At 41.8% G+C, this 13,809-nt stretch carries 13 protein-coding genes and 1 pseudogene; 8 read left to right on the forward strand and 6 right to left on the reverse strand.

Annotation, left to right across the window (positions count from 1 at the left end):
- Positions 1-81: 81 nt before the first annotated feature.
- Positions 82-924: an RNA polymerase sigma factor RpoH gene (rpoH, locus tag Q0O89_RS06415; protein WP_293730888.1), complete on the forward strand. Its 843-nt coding sequence runs from the start codon at positions 82-84 to the stop codon at positions 922-924.
- A gap of 53 nt (positions 925-977) precedes the next feature.
- Here the strand turns inward: rpoH and rlmC are convergent, their stop codons facing one another.
- The 3 genes from rlmC to rsmD all read right to left on the reverse strand — a co-directional run bounded on the left by rlmC (position 978) and on the right by rsmD (position 3,369).
- Positions 978-2,135 (reverse strand): 23S rRNA (uracil(747)-C(5))-methyltransferase RlmC, encoded by a 1,158-nt coding sequence (gene rlmC, locus Q0O89_RS06420; RefSeq protein ID WP_293730889.1) that lies wholly within the window; start codon positions 2,133-2,135, stop codon positions 978-980.
- A gap of 40 nt (positions 2,136-2,175) precedes the next feature.
- On the reverse strand, positions 2,176-2,691 hold the full coding sequence (def, locus tag Q0O89_RS06425) for a peptide deformylase (protein WP_273315580.1): 516 nt from the start codon (positions 2,689-2,691) through the stop codon (positions 2,176-2,178).
- Between the two features lie 84 nt (positions 2,692-2,775).
- Entirely contained in the window at positions 2,776-3,369 is a 594-nt protein-coding gene (gene rsmD / locus Q0O89_RS06430; protein WP_293730890.1) for a 16S rRNA (guanine(966)-N(2))-methyltransferase RsmD, read from the reverse strand.
- Between the two features lie 67 nt (positions 3,370-3,436).
- Here rsmD and ftsY point away from each other — a divergent pair, with 67 nt between their 5' ends.
- Both ftsY and rsmE read left to right on the forward strand, forming a co-directional pair.
- Positions 3,437-4,858, forward strand: a complete 1,422-nt coding sequence (gene ftsY, locus Q0O89_RS06435; protein WP_293730891.1) for a signal recognition particle-docking protein FtsY — start codon at positions 3,437-3,439, stop codon at positions 4,856-4,858.
- A 2-nt stretch (positions 4,859-4,860) separates the two neighbouring features.
- Positions 4,861-5,592 (forward strand): 16S rRNA (uracil(1498)-N(3))-methyltransferase, encoded by a 732-nt coding sequence (gene rsmE, locus Q0O89_RS06440; RefSeq protein WP_293730892.1) that lies wholly within the window; start codon positions 4,861-4,863, stop codon positions 5,590-5,592.
- 212 nt (positions 5,593-5,804) lie between these two features.
- Here the strand turns inward: rsmE and Q0O89_RS06445 are convergent.
- The 3 genes and pseudogenes from Q0O89_RS06445 to focA form a co-directional block, all read right to left on the reverse strand.
- Positions 5,805-6,466 (reverse strand): annotated as a pseudogene (locus Q0O89_RS06445) (NAD(P)H-dependent oxidoreductase).
- Between the two features lie 89 nt (positions 6,467-6,555).
- On the reverse strand, positions 6,556-8,880 hold the full coding sequence (gene pflB / locus Q0O89_RS06450; RefSeq protein WP_273314461.1) for a formate C-acetyltransferase: 2,325 nt from the start codon (positions 8,878-8,880) through the stop codon (positions 6,556-6,558).
- Positions 8,881-8,984: 104 nt separating this feature from the next.
- Complete coding sequence (gene focA, locus Q0O89_RS06455; protein ID WP_273397786.1) at positions 8,985-9,845, reverse strand: formate transporter FocA; 861 nt, start codon at positions 9,843-9,845, stop codon at positions 8,985-8,987.
- 254 nt (positions 9,846-10,099) lie between these two features.
- Here focA and hinT point away from each other — a divergent pair, with 254 nt between their 5' ends.
- From hinT to rsmB, 5 genes are all read left to right on the forward strand, one after another.
- On the forward strand, positions 10,100-10,450 hold the full coding sequence (gene hinT / locus Q0O89_RS06460) for a purine nucleoside phosphoramidase (RefSeq protein WP_293730894.1): 351 nt from the start codon (positions 10,100-10,102) through the stop codon (positions 10,448-10,450).
- 24 nt (positions 10,451-10,474) lie between these two features.
- Entirely contained in the window at positions 10,475-10,825 is a 351-nt protein-coding gene (locus tag Q0O89_RS06465) for a hypothetical protein (RefSeq protein ID WP_293730895.1), read from the forward strand.
- A 38-nt stretch (positions 10,826-10,863) separates the two neighbouring features.
- Complete coding sequence (gene nagZ, locus Q0O89_RS06470) at positions 10,864-11,910, forward strand: beta-N-acetylhexosaminidase (protein ID WP_293730896.1); 1,047 nt, start codon at positions 10,864-10,866, stop codon at positions 11,908-11,910.
- 35 nt (positions 11,911-11,945) lie between these two features.
- Positions 11,946-12,896 (forward strand): methionyl-tRNA formyltransferase, encoded by a 951-nt coding sequence (fmt, locus tag Q0O89_RS06475; RefSeq protein ID WP_293730898.1) that lies wholly within the window; start codon positions 11,946-11,948, stop codon positions 12,894-12,896.
- On the forward strand, positions 12,893-13,809 hold a 917-nt coding region (gene rsmB / locus Q0O89_RS06480; RefSeq protein ID WP_293730900.1), incomplete at its 3' end, for a 16S rRNA (cytosine(967)-C(5))-methyltransferase RsmB. The genes fmt and rsmB, both read left to right, overlap by 4 nt.

Here is a 13,809-nt window from a genome sequence, read left to right on the forward strand (position 1 = left end):
TAATTTTGAAAGATCATTTGATCTTTCGATTTTTTATGTTATAAAAGATGAAACGGTTCATCGGAACTAAGAAGGAAGATAATGAATAAAGAAGCGCAAATGATGTTAGTCCCACAAGGTAATCTTGAAGGTTATATTCGAGCAGCAAATGAGTATCCAATGCTCAGTGCTGAGGAAGAAAAGGACTTAGCGGAGCGTTTATATTACCAGCAAGACCTTGAAGCGGCAAAAGCGTTGATTTTATCCCATTTACGTTTTGTCATTCACGTGGCACGCGGTTATTCGGGCTATGGCTTGCCGCAAGCAGACCTAATTCAAGAAGGCAATATTGGTTTAATGAAAGCCGTTAAACGTTTTAACCCTGAAGTGGGGGTGCGTTTGGTGTCTTTCGCGGTACATTGGATTAAAGCGGAAATCCACGAATATGTATTACGTAACTGGCGTATTGTGAAAGTGGCGACAACCAAAGCGCAGCGCAAATTATTCTTCAATTTGCGTAAAACCAAACAACGTTTAGGTTGGTTCAACGAGAACGAAGTGGATTTAGTGGCAAAAGAACTTGGTGTTTCTAAGGAAGATGTCATTGAAATGGAAAGCCGAATGACAGGTGCTGATGTTGGTTTTGATGTTTCAAATGATGATGAAGAGGATACCTATGTACCATCCATGTATCTTGAAGACAAAGGCTCAAATTTTGCAGCTGAATTAGAAAATACGAACTATGAAGACCAAGCAGTTGAGCAATTAAGTCAAGCCATGGAAGCATTAGATGCACGTAGTCAAGACATTATCAAAACACGTTGGTTAGATGAAAATAAAGCCACATTGCACGATTTGGCCGCAAAATACAATATTTCTGCCGAACGGGTGCGTCAATTAGAAACCAATGCATTGAAAAAACTAAAAAGTGCGGTGAGTTTCTAATTCATCAAAACAACAAAGGCATAATGGCGCGTTCATTATGCCTTTTGTTTTTCTCATTTCTTTGTTAACAACACCAAGACTTCATAATGGTGAGTATGTGGGAACATATCAAACAGTTGAATTTTTTGCGGTTGATAATGGGTTAATTCCTGTAAATCTTTTCCCATGGTCACTGCATTGCAGCTTGAATAAAGTATAAAGTGCGGTTGCATTTGATTGAGAAATTGTGCCAAGGCTTTGCCAATGCCACGTCTTGGGGGATTGACAATCACCAGGTCAGGTTTCTGTTCATGTTGGTTTAAGGCAAAATTGGCCGCATCAAGAGACTGAAAACGTACATTTTTTAGTCCGCACTTTTGACTAGAAAGGGTGGCGGAATAAATAGCAGAAGGGGAAATTTCAATCCCTGTGAGCTGTACATCAGGATTATTTTTTGCCAATGCGGTTGCACAATGCAAACCAAATCCCCCTACGCCACAGAATAAATCCCATAAATGCGTAATCGGTAAGTTGTTTATCCATTGTTGTGCCGTGCTATACAAGGCTTGTGCCACTGTAGGATTAGTTTGGAAAAAGCCTTGTGGACGGATAAATAAGGGAATGTGGTTAAACTGTTCTTCCAATACCTGTTGCTCAGTCAAAAAGATTTCTTTTTCTCCTTCCAAAATGGCCGCATGTTGTGGTTGAATATTGGCGGTGACAACGCAGAGTTGGGGTAATTTGGTCATTAAACCGGCTAATTCGCGCTGCATTAAAGGCAATTTGGCTTCTGAACGTAGCACAAAACGTAACATCAACTGTTGGTTGTAACGGCTTTCTGTGAGCAAAATATACTTGAGTTCCCCTTTCTGTTTGGCGATGTTATAAGGGACAAGACCTGCACGTCCGATAAAATCCTTTAACACCTCAAAAATAGGCGTAAAGTGCGGTGGATAAAGGGGGCAATCTGTAAGAGAAATAGGCTGATTTTGTTCGTTGATAATGCCCAAAATAGGGCGTTCAACCGCGCCGGAGACCACCATTTTCGCTTTATTACGAAAAGCCGTTAAGGGAGAAGTATAAGGTGCAAGCCATTCCACACAAGATAAATCTATCCCTTGTAATTGCGCCTTAAGATGCGCGTCTTTTTCTGCGAGCTGGTTGTGATAAGGCTTTGCCAACCATTGGCAAGAGCGACATTGTTGAGTTTGGAAATGTGAACAAGAGATCATAAAGAGACAGAAGGGCAAGTTTGGCTTGCCCTAGTAGTAATTAAGCTGATTGTTTTGCGAGTTGTTTTTGTAATTTCACCAATTTTTCTTTCATGCGATTACGTTTTAATGGTGATAAATGATCTGCAAACACGATACCGTTAAGGTGATCCATTTCGTGTTGAATACAAATTGCTAATAATCCGTCCGCGCTTAAGGTAAATTCTTCGCCGTGACGATTTAAGGCTTTTACTGTGACCTTTTCTTTTCGTGGTACAAAACCGCGCAAACCGGGCAGAGACAAACAGCCTTCTTCAATACCTGTTTCCCCTTCCGTTTCCAAAATTTCCGGATTAATTAAAACCAGTTGTTCGGTTTTTTCCCCTGTAATATCAATGGTAATGACGCGTTTATGTACATCCACTTGGGTGGCGGCCAAGCCGATTCCTTCTTCTTGATACATGGTTTCAAACATATCATCGATAAAGGTTTGAAGCTCATCATTAAATTCTGTTACAGGCGTTGCCACCGTTTTTAAACGTTCATCGGGGTAAATTAATACATTCAGTAATGCCATAAAATCTTTCCTAAAATAAACAAATATCTTGCTATTTTACCCTAATTTCAGGGAAATCGCTCTTTTTTCTTCAGAAACCCGGTGTTATCCCAATTGATACAATCGATAACTCACTTGTCCTGTGTTTTTTTCTTTTAATAAAATCCAATTTTCAGGCACATCTAAAGGCTTATCGCGCTCGGTTTCCACATAAACTAACGCATCGGGGGCAAGCCAATGGTTTTTTGACAGTAATTGGATAGCCTGTTCGGCTAAACCAAAATGAAAAGGGGGATCCAAAAAAACCACATCAAAGTGCGGTTGATTTTGTATGGATTTTAAATAGTCCAAGCTACTTTGGTTGATGACTTTTGCCTGATTTTCCCCACACTTTAGGGTTTGCAAATTCTGACTTAATTGCTTTGCCACCGCCTTATCCAATTCCAAAAAGGTAACAGACTTTGCCTGACGGGAAAGGGCTTCAAAGCCAAGGGATCCACTGCCGGCAAAGGCATCCAAACAACGTGCATCCACAATATAAGGCATCAACCAGTTAAACAAGGTTTCTTTTACGCGATCGCCTGTAGGACGCAATCCTTGTGCATTTAATACCGGTAATTTTCGCCCACGCCAAAGACCGGCAATAATGCGCACTTCACCTTTTGGTACGGCAACTTGCGCTTTTGTGTGTTTTTTCATATGGATAAATGATAAACTTAAAAACATTTTGTAATGTTCAATATTTTAACAGACTTTGAGAGATTTTATGGCAGAAGAAAAGAAAAAAGGTGGTTTTTGGTCTTGGTTGGGTTTGGGTAAAAAAGAACCTCAGGCCACGGTAGAAGAAAAAAATGATAATCTCACAGATAAAACCGAAGACAGCGTTGGGAATATCAGCGAGCAAATCGAGCAAAAATTAGATGAAATTACTGAAAAACTCGATGAAACGCTGGCTCAAGAAACGAAAGAAATCATCGAAAACTTCGCTCAATCAGAAGCCACGTTAACTTCGTTTGATAATCAAACTGCCCTTGAGCCAACACAGCCGGAGCAGTTTATTACGCCACAGTCTGAAACGGCAGAAGTGCTTGAAACCCTAACGGAACCAGAAGAAACAGCAGCAACCGCAGCAGAAACGGAAAGTGCGGTTGAAATATCAGATGTTTTAGAAGAGCCACTGCCTGAGATTTCGGATGGTTTAGCCGAAGACAGTACAAAAACAGCTATTTCAGACAATGCCATTACACAAGAAAAACCCGGTGAGGGTGGTTTTTTCAGTCGTTTATTAAAAGGCTTGGTTAAAACTAAACAAAACATTGGCGCAGGTTTCCGTTCTTTCTTTTTAGGCAAAAAAATTGATGACGAGCTGTTTGAAGAATTAGAAGAACAGCTTTTAGTGGCAGATATTGGCGTGCCAACCACCATGAAAATTATCAAAAATTTAGAACAGCACGCCTCTCGTCAACAGTTAAAAGATGCTGATTTGCTTTATCAACAGTTAAAGCACGAAATGGCGGAAATCTTAAAACTGGTGGAACAACCCCTTGAAATTGATACAAATAAAAAGCCTTATGTGATTTTAATGGTAGGGGTGAATGGTGTGGGTAAAACAACCACTATTGGTAAACTCGCACGCCAATTCCAACAGCAAGGTAAGTCTGTCATGCTTGCCGCCGGTGATACTTTCCGTGCTGCCGCGGTGGAACAGCTACAGGTGTGGGGGGAACGTAATCATATTCCTGTGATTGCACAAAGTACAGGTTCCGATTCTGCTTCGGTAATTTTTGATGCGATGCAATCTGCAGCCGCACGTAATATTGATATTCTGATTGCGGACACCGCAGGGCGTTTGCAAAATAAAAATAATCTGATGGATGAGCTGAAAAAAATCGTACGCGTTATGAAGAAATACGATGAAACCGCACCTCATGAAATTATGCTAACCCTTGATGCTGGCACAGGGCAAAATGCCATTAGCCAAGCCAAATTATTTAATGAAGCAGTGGGCTTAACAGGCATCAGCTTAACCAAACTTGACGGCACAGCTAAAGGCGGTGTGATTTTTGCTATTGCCGACCAATTCAACTTGCCTATTCGTTATATCGGTGTGGGGGAGAAAATTGAAGACTTACGCACTTTCAATGCGAATGAGTTTATTGATGCGTTGTTTAGCCATGAAGATGAATAATTATGCGAATTCCAAGAATTTATCATCCTGAAAATCTCGAAAGTCAAACTCATTGCCAATTGAGCGATGACGCGGCAAATCATGTGGGGCGCGTGTTGCGGATGCAGGCAGGTGAGCTAATTGAACTATTTGACGGCACAAACTATATTTATCCCGCAAGGATTACTCAGGCAAGCAAAAAAACAGTAGAAGTTGAAATTTTAAAACGCGAATTTGCTGACCGAGAGAGTCCATTACCTATTCATTTAGGGCAAGTCATTTCGCGCGGAGATCGTATGGAATTTACTATTCAAAAATCCGTGGAACTGGGGGTTAATGTGATTACGCCATTATGGTCTGAACGTTGTGGCGTAAAACTGGATGGTGAACGTTTGGGCAAAAAAATTCAGCAATGGCAGAAAATTGCTATTGCCGCTTGCGAACAGTGTGGACGTAATGTGGTTCCTGAAATTCGCCCAATGATGAAATTGCAAGATTGGTGTGCAGAAAATGATGACGCATTAAAGCTTAATTTGCATCCAAGAGCAAAATATTCCATTAAAACCCTGCCTAATATTCCTGCGGCAGGGGTGCGTTTACTTATTGGTTCTGAAGGGGGATTATCACCACAAGAAATCGCCCAAACCGAACAACAGGGTTTTACTGAAATTTTATTAGGTCCACGGGTTTTACGTACTGAAACTGCTGCTCTAACTGCGATTACCGCATTACAGGTTTGTTTTGGTGATTTGTGATTAGTGCAGAAAATAAAGGGGGAATTGTTCATCTTAGACTGCTGACGACCCTATACGAGCTGAGCTGCCCCCCCCCAAAAAAAAGTTGCACTTGCACAAGACGGTCGTTGAGTCTGTCGAAACGTAAGTCTTGTGCAACGCACTGAAATGGCTTATGGTTCGACAAGCTCACCAACCGCCATTCCAGCCTTGAGTAAATTTATACAATTTTATTAAGCCCAAATCACCACATCCTCTTGTGATTTACGGGCTTTTTGTGCGATTTCTTGGGTGCGATAGCCGAATGTAACGGCAACGGACACGCCCCATTCATTGGCATCAAATAAACCGGCTTCAGCTAATACACGGTTCATTTTGTTATAATTAAAACCTTCAATTGGGCAAGAATCAATGCCAACCATCGCCGCGCCCGTCATCATATTGGCAAGGGCAATATAGGTCTGTTTGCTGCACCAATCAAATAAGGCACGTTCATCGTCTAAGGTTTTCATTTCATTAGTTTGGAAATCTTTATATTTTGCGATGGTTTTTTCAATGGCTTCAGGCTCAGTTACACCACGGCGTTTCATGCCTTCGAGCATAAACTCGCTGTCATAGCGCGCATTTTTTTCGCTAAGATGACTACAATATGGCTTGCGTCATCTAAGGCAGTTGCCATTCCCCAGGAGAAGGGTTTAATCGCTTCGCGCAATTTAGGATCTTGTAGCACAATAAATTTCCAAGGTTCAGAACCCACAGAGCTGGGCGATAAGCGTCCTAATTCTAAAATAAAGTGAAAATCCTGTTCACTGATTTTGCGTGTCGGATCGTAATAACGGCAAGATTTTCGATTTTTGAAAGCAGATAAAACCTGTTCTGTAGTTAAAATTGTCATAGCCTTTCCTTTTTAAATGCTTTAAAAAATAACCGCACTTCCTCTTGCGAATAAGTGCGGTTGAATTTTATTGCGTTTTAATCACTCAATTACATTGATTCTGTGAATGTACGAGTAATTACGTCTTGTTGTTGTTCACGTGTCAATGAGTTGAAACGTACTGCGTAACCAGACACACGAATGGTTAATTGTGGGTATTTGTCCGGGTTTTCAACCGCATCTAATAATGTATCACGGTTTAATACGTTTACGTTCAAGTGTTGACCACCTTCCACAGTCGCTTCGTGGTGGAAGTAACCGTCCATTAAGCCGGCAAGGTTGCGGCGTTGTGATTCCGGATCTTTACCTAATGCGTTTGGTACGATTGAGAAAGTATATGAAATACCATCTTTCGCGTATTCAAACGGAAGTTTAGCAACTGATGTTAATGATGCAACCGCACCTTTTTGGTCACGACCGTGCATTGGGTTAGCACCTGGACCAAATGGAGCACCAGCACGGCGACCATCAGGTGTGTTACCTGTTTTCTTACCATAAACCACGTTAGAGGTAATAGTAAGAATTGATTGTGTTGGAGTCGCGTTGCGGTAAGTTTTGTGCGTTTGAATTTTTTTCATGAAACGTTCAACTAAGTCAACAGCGATATCATCAACACGTGGGTCGTTGTTACCGAATTGTGGATATTCACCTTCAATTTCAAAGTCTAAAGCTAAGTTTTTCGCAACACCAGTTACTTCGCCTGCTTTATTTTTGATTTCGATGTCGCCACGAATTGGTTTCACTTTCGCGTATTTAATTGCTGATAATGAGTCAGCCGCCACTGAAAGACCTGCGATACCACATGCCATTGTACGGATAACATCACGATCGTGTAACGCCATTAATGCCGCTTCGTATGAATATTTATCGTGCATGAAGTGGATGATATTTAACGCAGTCACATATTGTGTTGCTAACCAATCCATGAAACCATCCATACGTGTCATTACAGTATCAAAGTCTAATACTTCATCCATCATAGGTTCAGTTTTTGGACCCACTTGCATACCGTTTTTCTCGTCCACACCGCCGTTGATTGCGTATAACAATGTTTTCGCAAGGTTAGCACGTGCGCCGAAGAATTGCATTTGTTTACCAACGATCATTGGTGATACACAACATGCGATAGCATAGTCATCGTTGTTAAAGTCCGGACGCATTAAGTCATCGTTTTCGTATTGAACAGATGAAGTATCGATAGATACTTTTGCGCAATAACGTTTGAATGCTTCCGGTAATTGTTCAGACCAAAGAATGGTTAAGTTTGGTTCTGGCGATGTCCCCATGTTGTATAGGGTGTGTAAAATACGGAATGTATTTTTAGTTACTAATGTACGACCGTCTAAACCCATACCAGCGATAGTTTCAGTCGCCCACATTGGGTCACCGGAGAATAATTGATCGTATTCAGGTGTACGTAAGAAACGAACCATACGTAATTTCATTACTAAGTGGTCCATTAATTCTTGCGCTTCAGTTTCATTGATTACGCCGTTTTGTAAATCACGTTCGATATAAATATCTAAGAATGTTGCTGTACGACCAAATGACATCGCTGCACCATTTTGTGATTTAATCGCTGCAAGGTAAGCGAAGTAAGTCCATTGGATGGCTTCTTGTGCGTTTGTCGCAGGACCTGAAATATCGAAACCGTATGACGCAGCCATTTGTTTCATTTGACCTAAAGCACGATGTTGTTCTGCGATTTCTTCACGTAATTGGATAGTCGCTTGTAAATCTTCGCCCGCTTCTAAACGTGGTTGTAAAGAATCAAATTGTGCTTTTTTGTCTTTCATTAAGAAATCAACACCGTATAACGCAACGCGGCGGTAGTCACCGATAATACGGCCACGACCGTATGCATCCGGTAAACCTGTTAATACGCCTGATTTACGGCAACGTAAGATGTCCGGTGTGTAAACATCAAATACACCTTGGTTGTGAGTTTTGCGGTATTCAGTAAAGATTTTTTCTACTTGTGGATCTAAGGTACGACCGTAAACTTGGCAAGAACCTTTAACCATGTTGATACCACCAAACGGCATAATGGCACGTTTTAATGGCGCGTCAGTTTGTAAACCTACGATTTTTTCTAATTCTTTTTGGATATAACCCGGTGCGTGAGCCGTAATTGTTGATGGTGTATGCTCATCAAAATCTAATGGCGCATGAGTTTTGTTTTCAATTTTGATGCCTTCCATCACTTGCGCCCATAATGTTGTGGTCGCTTCAGTCGGGCCTGCTAAGAATGATTCATCACCTTCATACGGTGTATAGTTTGTTTGAATGAAGTCACGTAAGTTAACTTCAGTTTGCCATGCACCTGGTTTAAAACCGGCCCAGGCTTTTTGTTGAGCTTCTGTTAATTGAGCCATTTAATACTTCCTTCTGTTAGTATTGATATAGTTGAAACCTTGTAAGTGCGGTGATAAAAAACAGCAAAATTTTTACCGTACTTACGCCAAATTACACTTAAATCTTAATGATGGGCGTGTGGTTTGTTGGTGTACCACTGCATTAATGCCACACAAACGCCACCGCCAACAATGTTACCCAAGGTAACAGGAATTAAATTTTTCACTACAAAATGATAGACATCTAAATCAGCATATTGTTCAGGATTTAATCCGATAGATTGCCAAAATTCAGGACTGCTGAAATGTGCTGTAATCATTCCCATTGGAATCATAAACATATTGGCAACACTGTGTTCAAATCCTGATGAAACGAACAAGGCAATAGGTAAAATTTGAATAAAAGCTTTATCTGTTAAGGTTTTGCCTGCATAAGTCATCCAGACCGCCAAGCAAACCATAATGTTACACAACATACCTAAAGCAAAGGCTTCCGTCCAAGTGTGGTGAATTTTATGTTGTGCAGTATTTAAAATAGTTAAGCCCCATTGACCGTTTGCCGCCATGGTTTGCCCGCCAAACCAAATTAACGCCACAATAAATAAACCACCAATAAAGTTACCAAAATACACCACAACCCAGTTACGTAACATTTGCCAAGTTGAAATACGATTATTGACACGTGCTACCATGGTCATGGTCGATGAAGTAAAGAGTTCACAACCGCAAACTACCACCATAATCACGCCCAAAGAGAACACTAAACCCCCTACGAGTTTGGTTAACCCCCAAGGTGCCCCGGCATTTCCTGTTTGAGTGGTGGTATAAAAAACGAATGCTAACGCGATAAACGCGCCTGCAGAAATTGCAGAAAGGAATGAATAGAATTGATTTTTACTGGCTTTATATGCACCCGCATCTTCGCCAATTTGCGCCATTTGTGTTGGATTTGCTGCCACGGAGGACATCTTTTCTTCAGTTGCCATTTGGGTTTAATACCTTATAAGAGTTAAATGCGCGTATTTTATGGGAAATACGAAAAACTTCAAACTAAAATATTTTTGAAATTTTATAAATTTTTTTAATTATAGGTGAGAACCCAGTCAAAGTAAAAAGGATTTCAGAGAAAGATACGGAAACTTGCGCTAGATCAAACTCTGTAGCAGTAAAATTGCCTTTTTGCTCATTATCTGTTAAAAAGTGCGGTGAGAAACCCTCCCACTTTTTAAGGAATTGAACCATGGCAGCAGAAACCATTTTCAGCAAAATTATTCGTAAAGAAATCCCTGCTAATATCGTTTATCAAGACGAGTTAGTCACTGCATTCCGCGATATTGCCCCACAGGCACCAACCCATATTTTAATTATTCCTAACAAACTAATCCCAACGGTAAATGATGTGACAACTGAAGATGAAGCCACATTGGGACGTTTATTCACCGTTGCCGCTAAAATTGCACAACAAGAAGGTATTGCGGAAGATGGCTATCGCTTGATTATGAATTGTAACAAACATGGCGGACAAGAAGTGTTCCATATTCACATGCACCTTCTCGGTGGTGAGCATCTTGGCCCCATGCGTGCGAAATAATACTTTTATGATATGAGTCAAGTGATGAAAAAAATATCGCTCATTTTAACCGCACTTTTTTTAACAGCTTGTTCCGCCACACCAAACTTGGTGAAAACCCACAACCCGATTTTGAATATTGATGCCGCAATTCATCCTTTTATAGATGCGGCTGCACAATCTCACGAGGCTTGGGTGAAAAACACGAGTCAGCAAGCAATTAAGGTCTATTATGATCTGTTTTGGTATACAGAAAATGGTGTGACCCAACCTGCTAGCCCGACCCAAGATTCATTTCGTGGTGCATTGATGTTACAGCCTCAACAAAAACAAGCTATCCCATTGGTAAAACCCACTGCGGAAAGTGTGAATTATCGACTTTATTTGAGGAACTGATTTATATATAACAATATCAAAAATAAGGAAAAGGCATTATGTCAACCTTACTTATCGACCTAAAAGGTCAAGCATTACAGCAAGAAGAAGTCGAATTACTCGAACATCCCCTTGTGGCCGGGCTGATTTTATTTACGCGTAATTTTTATGATCGCGAACAAATTCAAGCATTGATCAAAGATGTACGTCAACGCGTCAAGAAACCGCTGTTGATTACTGTTGATCAAGAAGGTGGGCGTGTACAACGTTTCCGTGACGGTTTTACTCAACTGCCAGCAATGCAATCTTTTGCCGCATTGGAAAAAGATGTGAACGAACAATTACGTCTTGCCCAAGAAACAGGTTGGCAAATGGCGGCAGAAATGACCGCGCTGGATATTGATCTCAGCTTTGCACCTGTGTTGGATCTTGGGCACGAATGTAAGGCGATTGGCGACCGCAGTTTTGGTGGCGATGTGGAATCGGCCATTTGTTTAGCCAGTGCTTATATTAAAGGGATGAAACAAGCCGGCATGGCAACCACAGGCAAACATTTTCCCGGGCATGGTCACGTCATTGCAGATAGCCATTTAGAAACGCCCTTTGATGAACGCCCAAGTGCGGTGATTTTTGAACGAGATATTCAGCCGTTTAAACAATTGATTGCACAAAATCAACTGGATGCCGTGATGCCGGCACATGTGATTTTCACCCAATGCGATAATCAACCGGCCAGCGGTTCGCGCTATTGGTTGCAACAGATTTTGCGCCAACAACTTGGCTTTAATGGCGCGATTTTCTCTGATGATTTGGGGATGAAAGGCGCAGGTTTTATGGGGGATTTTGTGGCGCGTAGCGAAAAAGCACTTGCGGCAGGTTGCGATTTGTTATTACTTTGCAACGAACCCGAGGGTGTAGTACAAGTGTTGGATAACTTAAAACTTAATGAAAATCCACCGCACTTTGAAGCTCGCCAACGCCGTTTGCAATCCTTGTTTAAGAAAAAATCCTATAGTTGGAATGAATTAACCAAAACTGAACGTTGGTTGAATAACAACAAAACACTGACTGCATTCCAGCAGCAATGGTTAGCAACCAAAGGCTAAATTTTAACCTTTATTTTTAACGTAGCACTTTAATCATGAAAAAACTCAATATTATTTTTGCCGGCACACCTGATTTTGCCGCCCAACATCTTCAAGCTTTATTAAACTCCGAACACAATGTTATTGCGGTTTACACTCAACCTGATAAACCGGCCGGGCGTGGTAAAAAATTGCAAGCCAGCCCGGTTAAACAGTTGGCAGAGCAAAATGGCTTACCCGTTTACCAACCGAAATCCCTGCGTAAAGAAGAGGCGCAAGCAGAATTACAAGCACTCAACGCCGATGTGATGGTGGTGGTGGCTTATGGTTTAATTTTACCGAAAGCAGTATTAGACGCACCGCGTTTAGGGTGTTTAAATGTGCATGGTTCGATTTTACCGCGCTGGCGTGGTGCGGCGCCGATTCAGCGCGCAATTTGGGCAGGCGATAAGCAAACAGGCGTGACGATTATGCAAATGAACGAAGGCTTGGATACCGGCGATATGTTGCATAAAGTGTATTGTGATATTGACGCCACAGAAACCTCAGCCAGCCTTTATCATAAATTGGCAGAGCTGGCGCCACCTGCGTTGATTGATGTGTTAGATCATTTGGAAACAGGCAAATTTTCCCCTGAGCAACAAGACGACAACCAAAGCAATTACGCGGACAAATTGAGCAAAGAAGAAGCCAAATTGGATTGGTCGCTTTCCGCAAGCCAGCTTGAACGCAATATTCGCGCCTTTAATCCTGCGCCGGTGGCGTATTTAACGGTCAACGTAAACGGCACGGAAGAGCGTATTAAAGTGTATCAAGCAGAGGTTTTGCCGCACCAAGATAAGCCAATTGGGACGGTACTTGCCTTTGATAAAAAAGGCTTACAAATTGCCACCGCGGACGGTGTGTTGAACATTAAACAATTACAGCCATCAGGCAAAAAGCCGATGATGATCCAAGATTTCTTAAACGGTCGTGCAGATTGGTTTACTTTGGGTGAGCAACTATGAAAAGCAACCAAAAGCCTGTTAAACGCGTAAAAACATCGCCAAAAAACACCGCACTTTCTGCGAAAAATCAGCCCGTACGAACCACGCAAAATGTGCGTGCCGTAGCCGCGCAAATTATTTTGCAAGTGTTGGATCAAGGCAAATCTTTATCCACCTTAATCCCTGAAATGCAACAACAGGTAAAAGCCCAAGATTTGCCCTTATTGCAAGAAATCTGTTTTGGCGTTTGCCGCGTCTTAGTGCGTTTAGAATGGATTATTCGCTTGCTTGTGGATAAACCACTGAAGGGTAAAACGCGCATTGTGCATTGTTTACTGCTTGTTGGCTTGTATCAACTGCTCTATATGCGCGTGCCTGAACACGCGGCATTAAACGAAACCGTTAACGCCATTAAGGATTTAAAATCAGAAAATTTCCGTGCATTGACCAATGGTGTGCTGCGCCGTTTTCTGCGCGAGCAAGAAAATGTGCTTGCCGTTGTGGATAAACATTGGCAAACCAACCATCCGGACTGGTTTGTTAACAAGCTGAAAAAAGCTTACCCCAATTGGCGCGAAATTATTGATGCCAATAATCAAAAACCGCCTATGTGGATTCGCGTAAATCAGCAACATTGCACCACAGAAAACTATCGTCAGTTATTGTTGGCGGAAAGTGAAATCAACGCGTTTAGTGCGGAAAATCCCCATGCTTTGCGGTTAGAAAACCCAAGTGCGGTGCAAAATTTACCCCATTTTGCAGAAGGCTGGGTAACGGTGCAAGATGTTCACGCGCAATGGTCGGGATTATTACTTGAACCCCAAAACGGCGAATTGATTTTAGACGCCTGCGCCGCCCCCGGGGGCAAAACCACTCATATTTTAGAACAAGCCCCGGCGGCTAAAGTGGTGGCGTTAGATGTGGAAGAAAGTCG

Origin of the sequence: uncultured Actinobacillus sp., from assembly GCF_945915845.1 — a bacterium.
Taxonomy (GTDB): Bacteria; Pseudomonadota; Gammaproteobacteria; order Enterobacterales; family Pasteurellaceae; genus Exercitatus.

What these genes read in the sequence shown, in the direction of transcription:
- rlmC (WP_293730889.1), bottom strand. Translation starts at nt 2,135, where the DNA reads ATGATCTCTTGTTCACATTTCCAAACTCAACAATGTCGCTCTTGCCAA.
- rpoH (WP_293730888.1), top strand. Translation starts at nt 82, where the DNA reads ATGAATAAAGAAGCGCAAATGATGTTAGTCCCACAAGGTAATCTTGAA.
- fmt (WP_293730898.1), top strand. Translation starts at nt 11,946, where the DNA reads ATGAAAAAACTCAATATTATTTTTGCCGGCACACCTGATTTTGCCGCC.
- focA (WP_273397786.1), bottom strand. Translation starts at nt 9,845, where the DNA reads ATGGCAACTGAAGAAAAGATGTCCTCCGTGGCAGCAAATCCAACACAA.
- ftsY (WP_293730891.1), top strand. Translation starts at nt 3,437, where the DNA reads ATGGCAGAAGAAAAGAAAAAAGGTGGTTTTTGGTCTTGGTTGGGTTTG.
- Q0O89_RS06465 (WP_293730895.1), top strand. Translation starts at nt 10,475, where the DNA reads ATGAAAAAAATATCGCTCATTTTAACCGCACTTTTTTTAACAGCTTGT.
- hinT (WP_293730894.1), top strand. Translation starts at nt 10,100, where the DNA reads ATGGCAGCAGAAACCATTTTCAGCAAAATTATTCGTAAAGAAATCCCT.
- nagZ (WP_293730896.1), top strand. Translation starts at nt 10,864, where the DNA reads ATGTCAACCTTACTTATCGACCTAAAAGGTCAAGCATTACAGCAAGAA.
- def (WP_273315580.1), bottom strand. Translation starts at nt 2,691, where the DNA reads ATGGCATTACTGAATGTATTAATTTACCCCGATGAACGTTTAAAAACG.
- rsmE (WP_293730892.1), top strand. Translation starts at nt 4,861, where the DNA reads ATGCGAATTCCAAGAATTTATCATCCTGAAAATCTCGAAAGTCAAACT.
- pflB (WP_273314461.1), bottom strand. Translation starts at nt 8,880, where the DNA reads ATGGCTCAATTAACAGAAGCTCAACAAAAAGCCTGGGCCGGTTTTAAA.
- rsmD (WP_293730890.1), bottom strand. Translation starts at nt 3,369, where the DNA reads ATGAAAAAACACACAAAAGCGCAAGTTGCCGTACCAAAAGGTGAAGTG.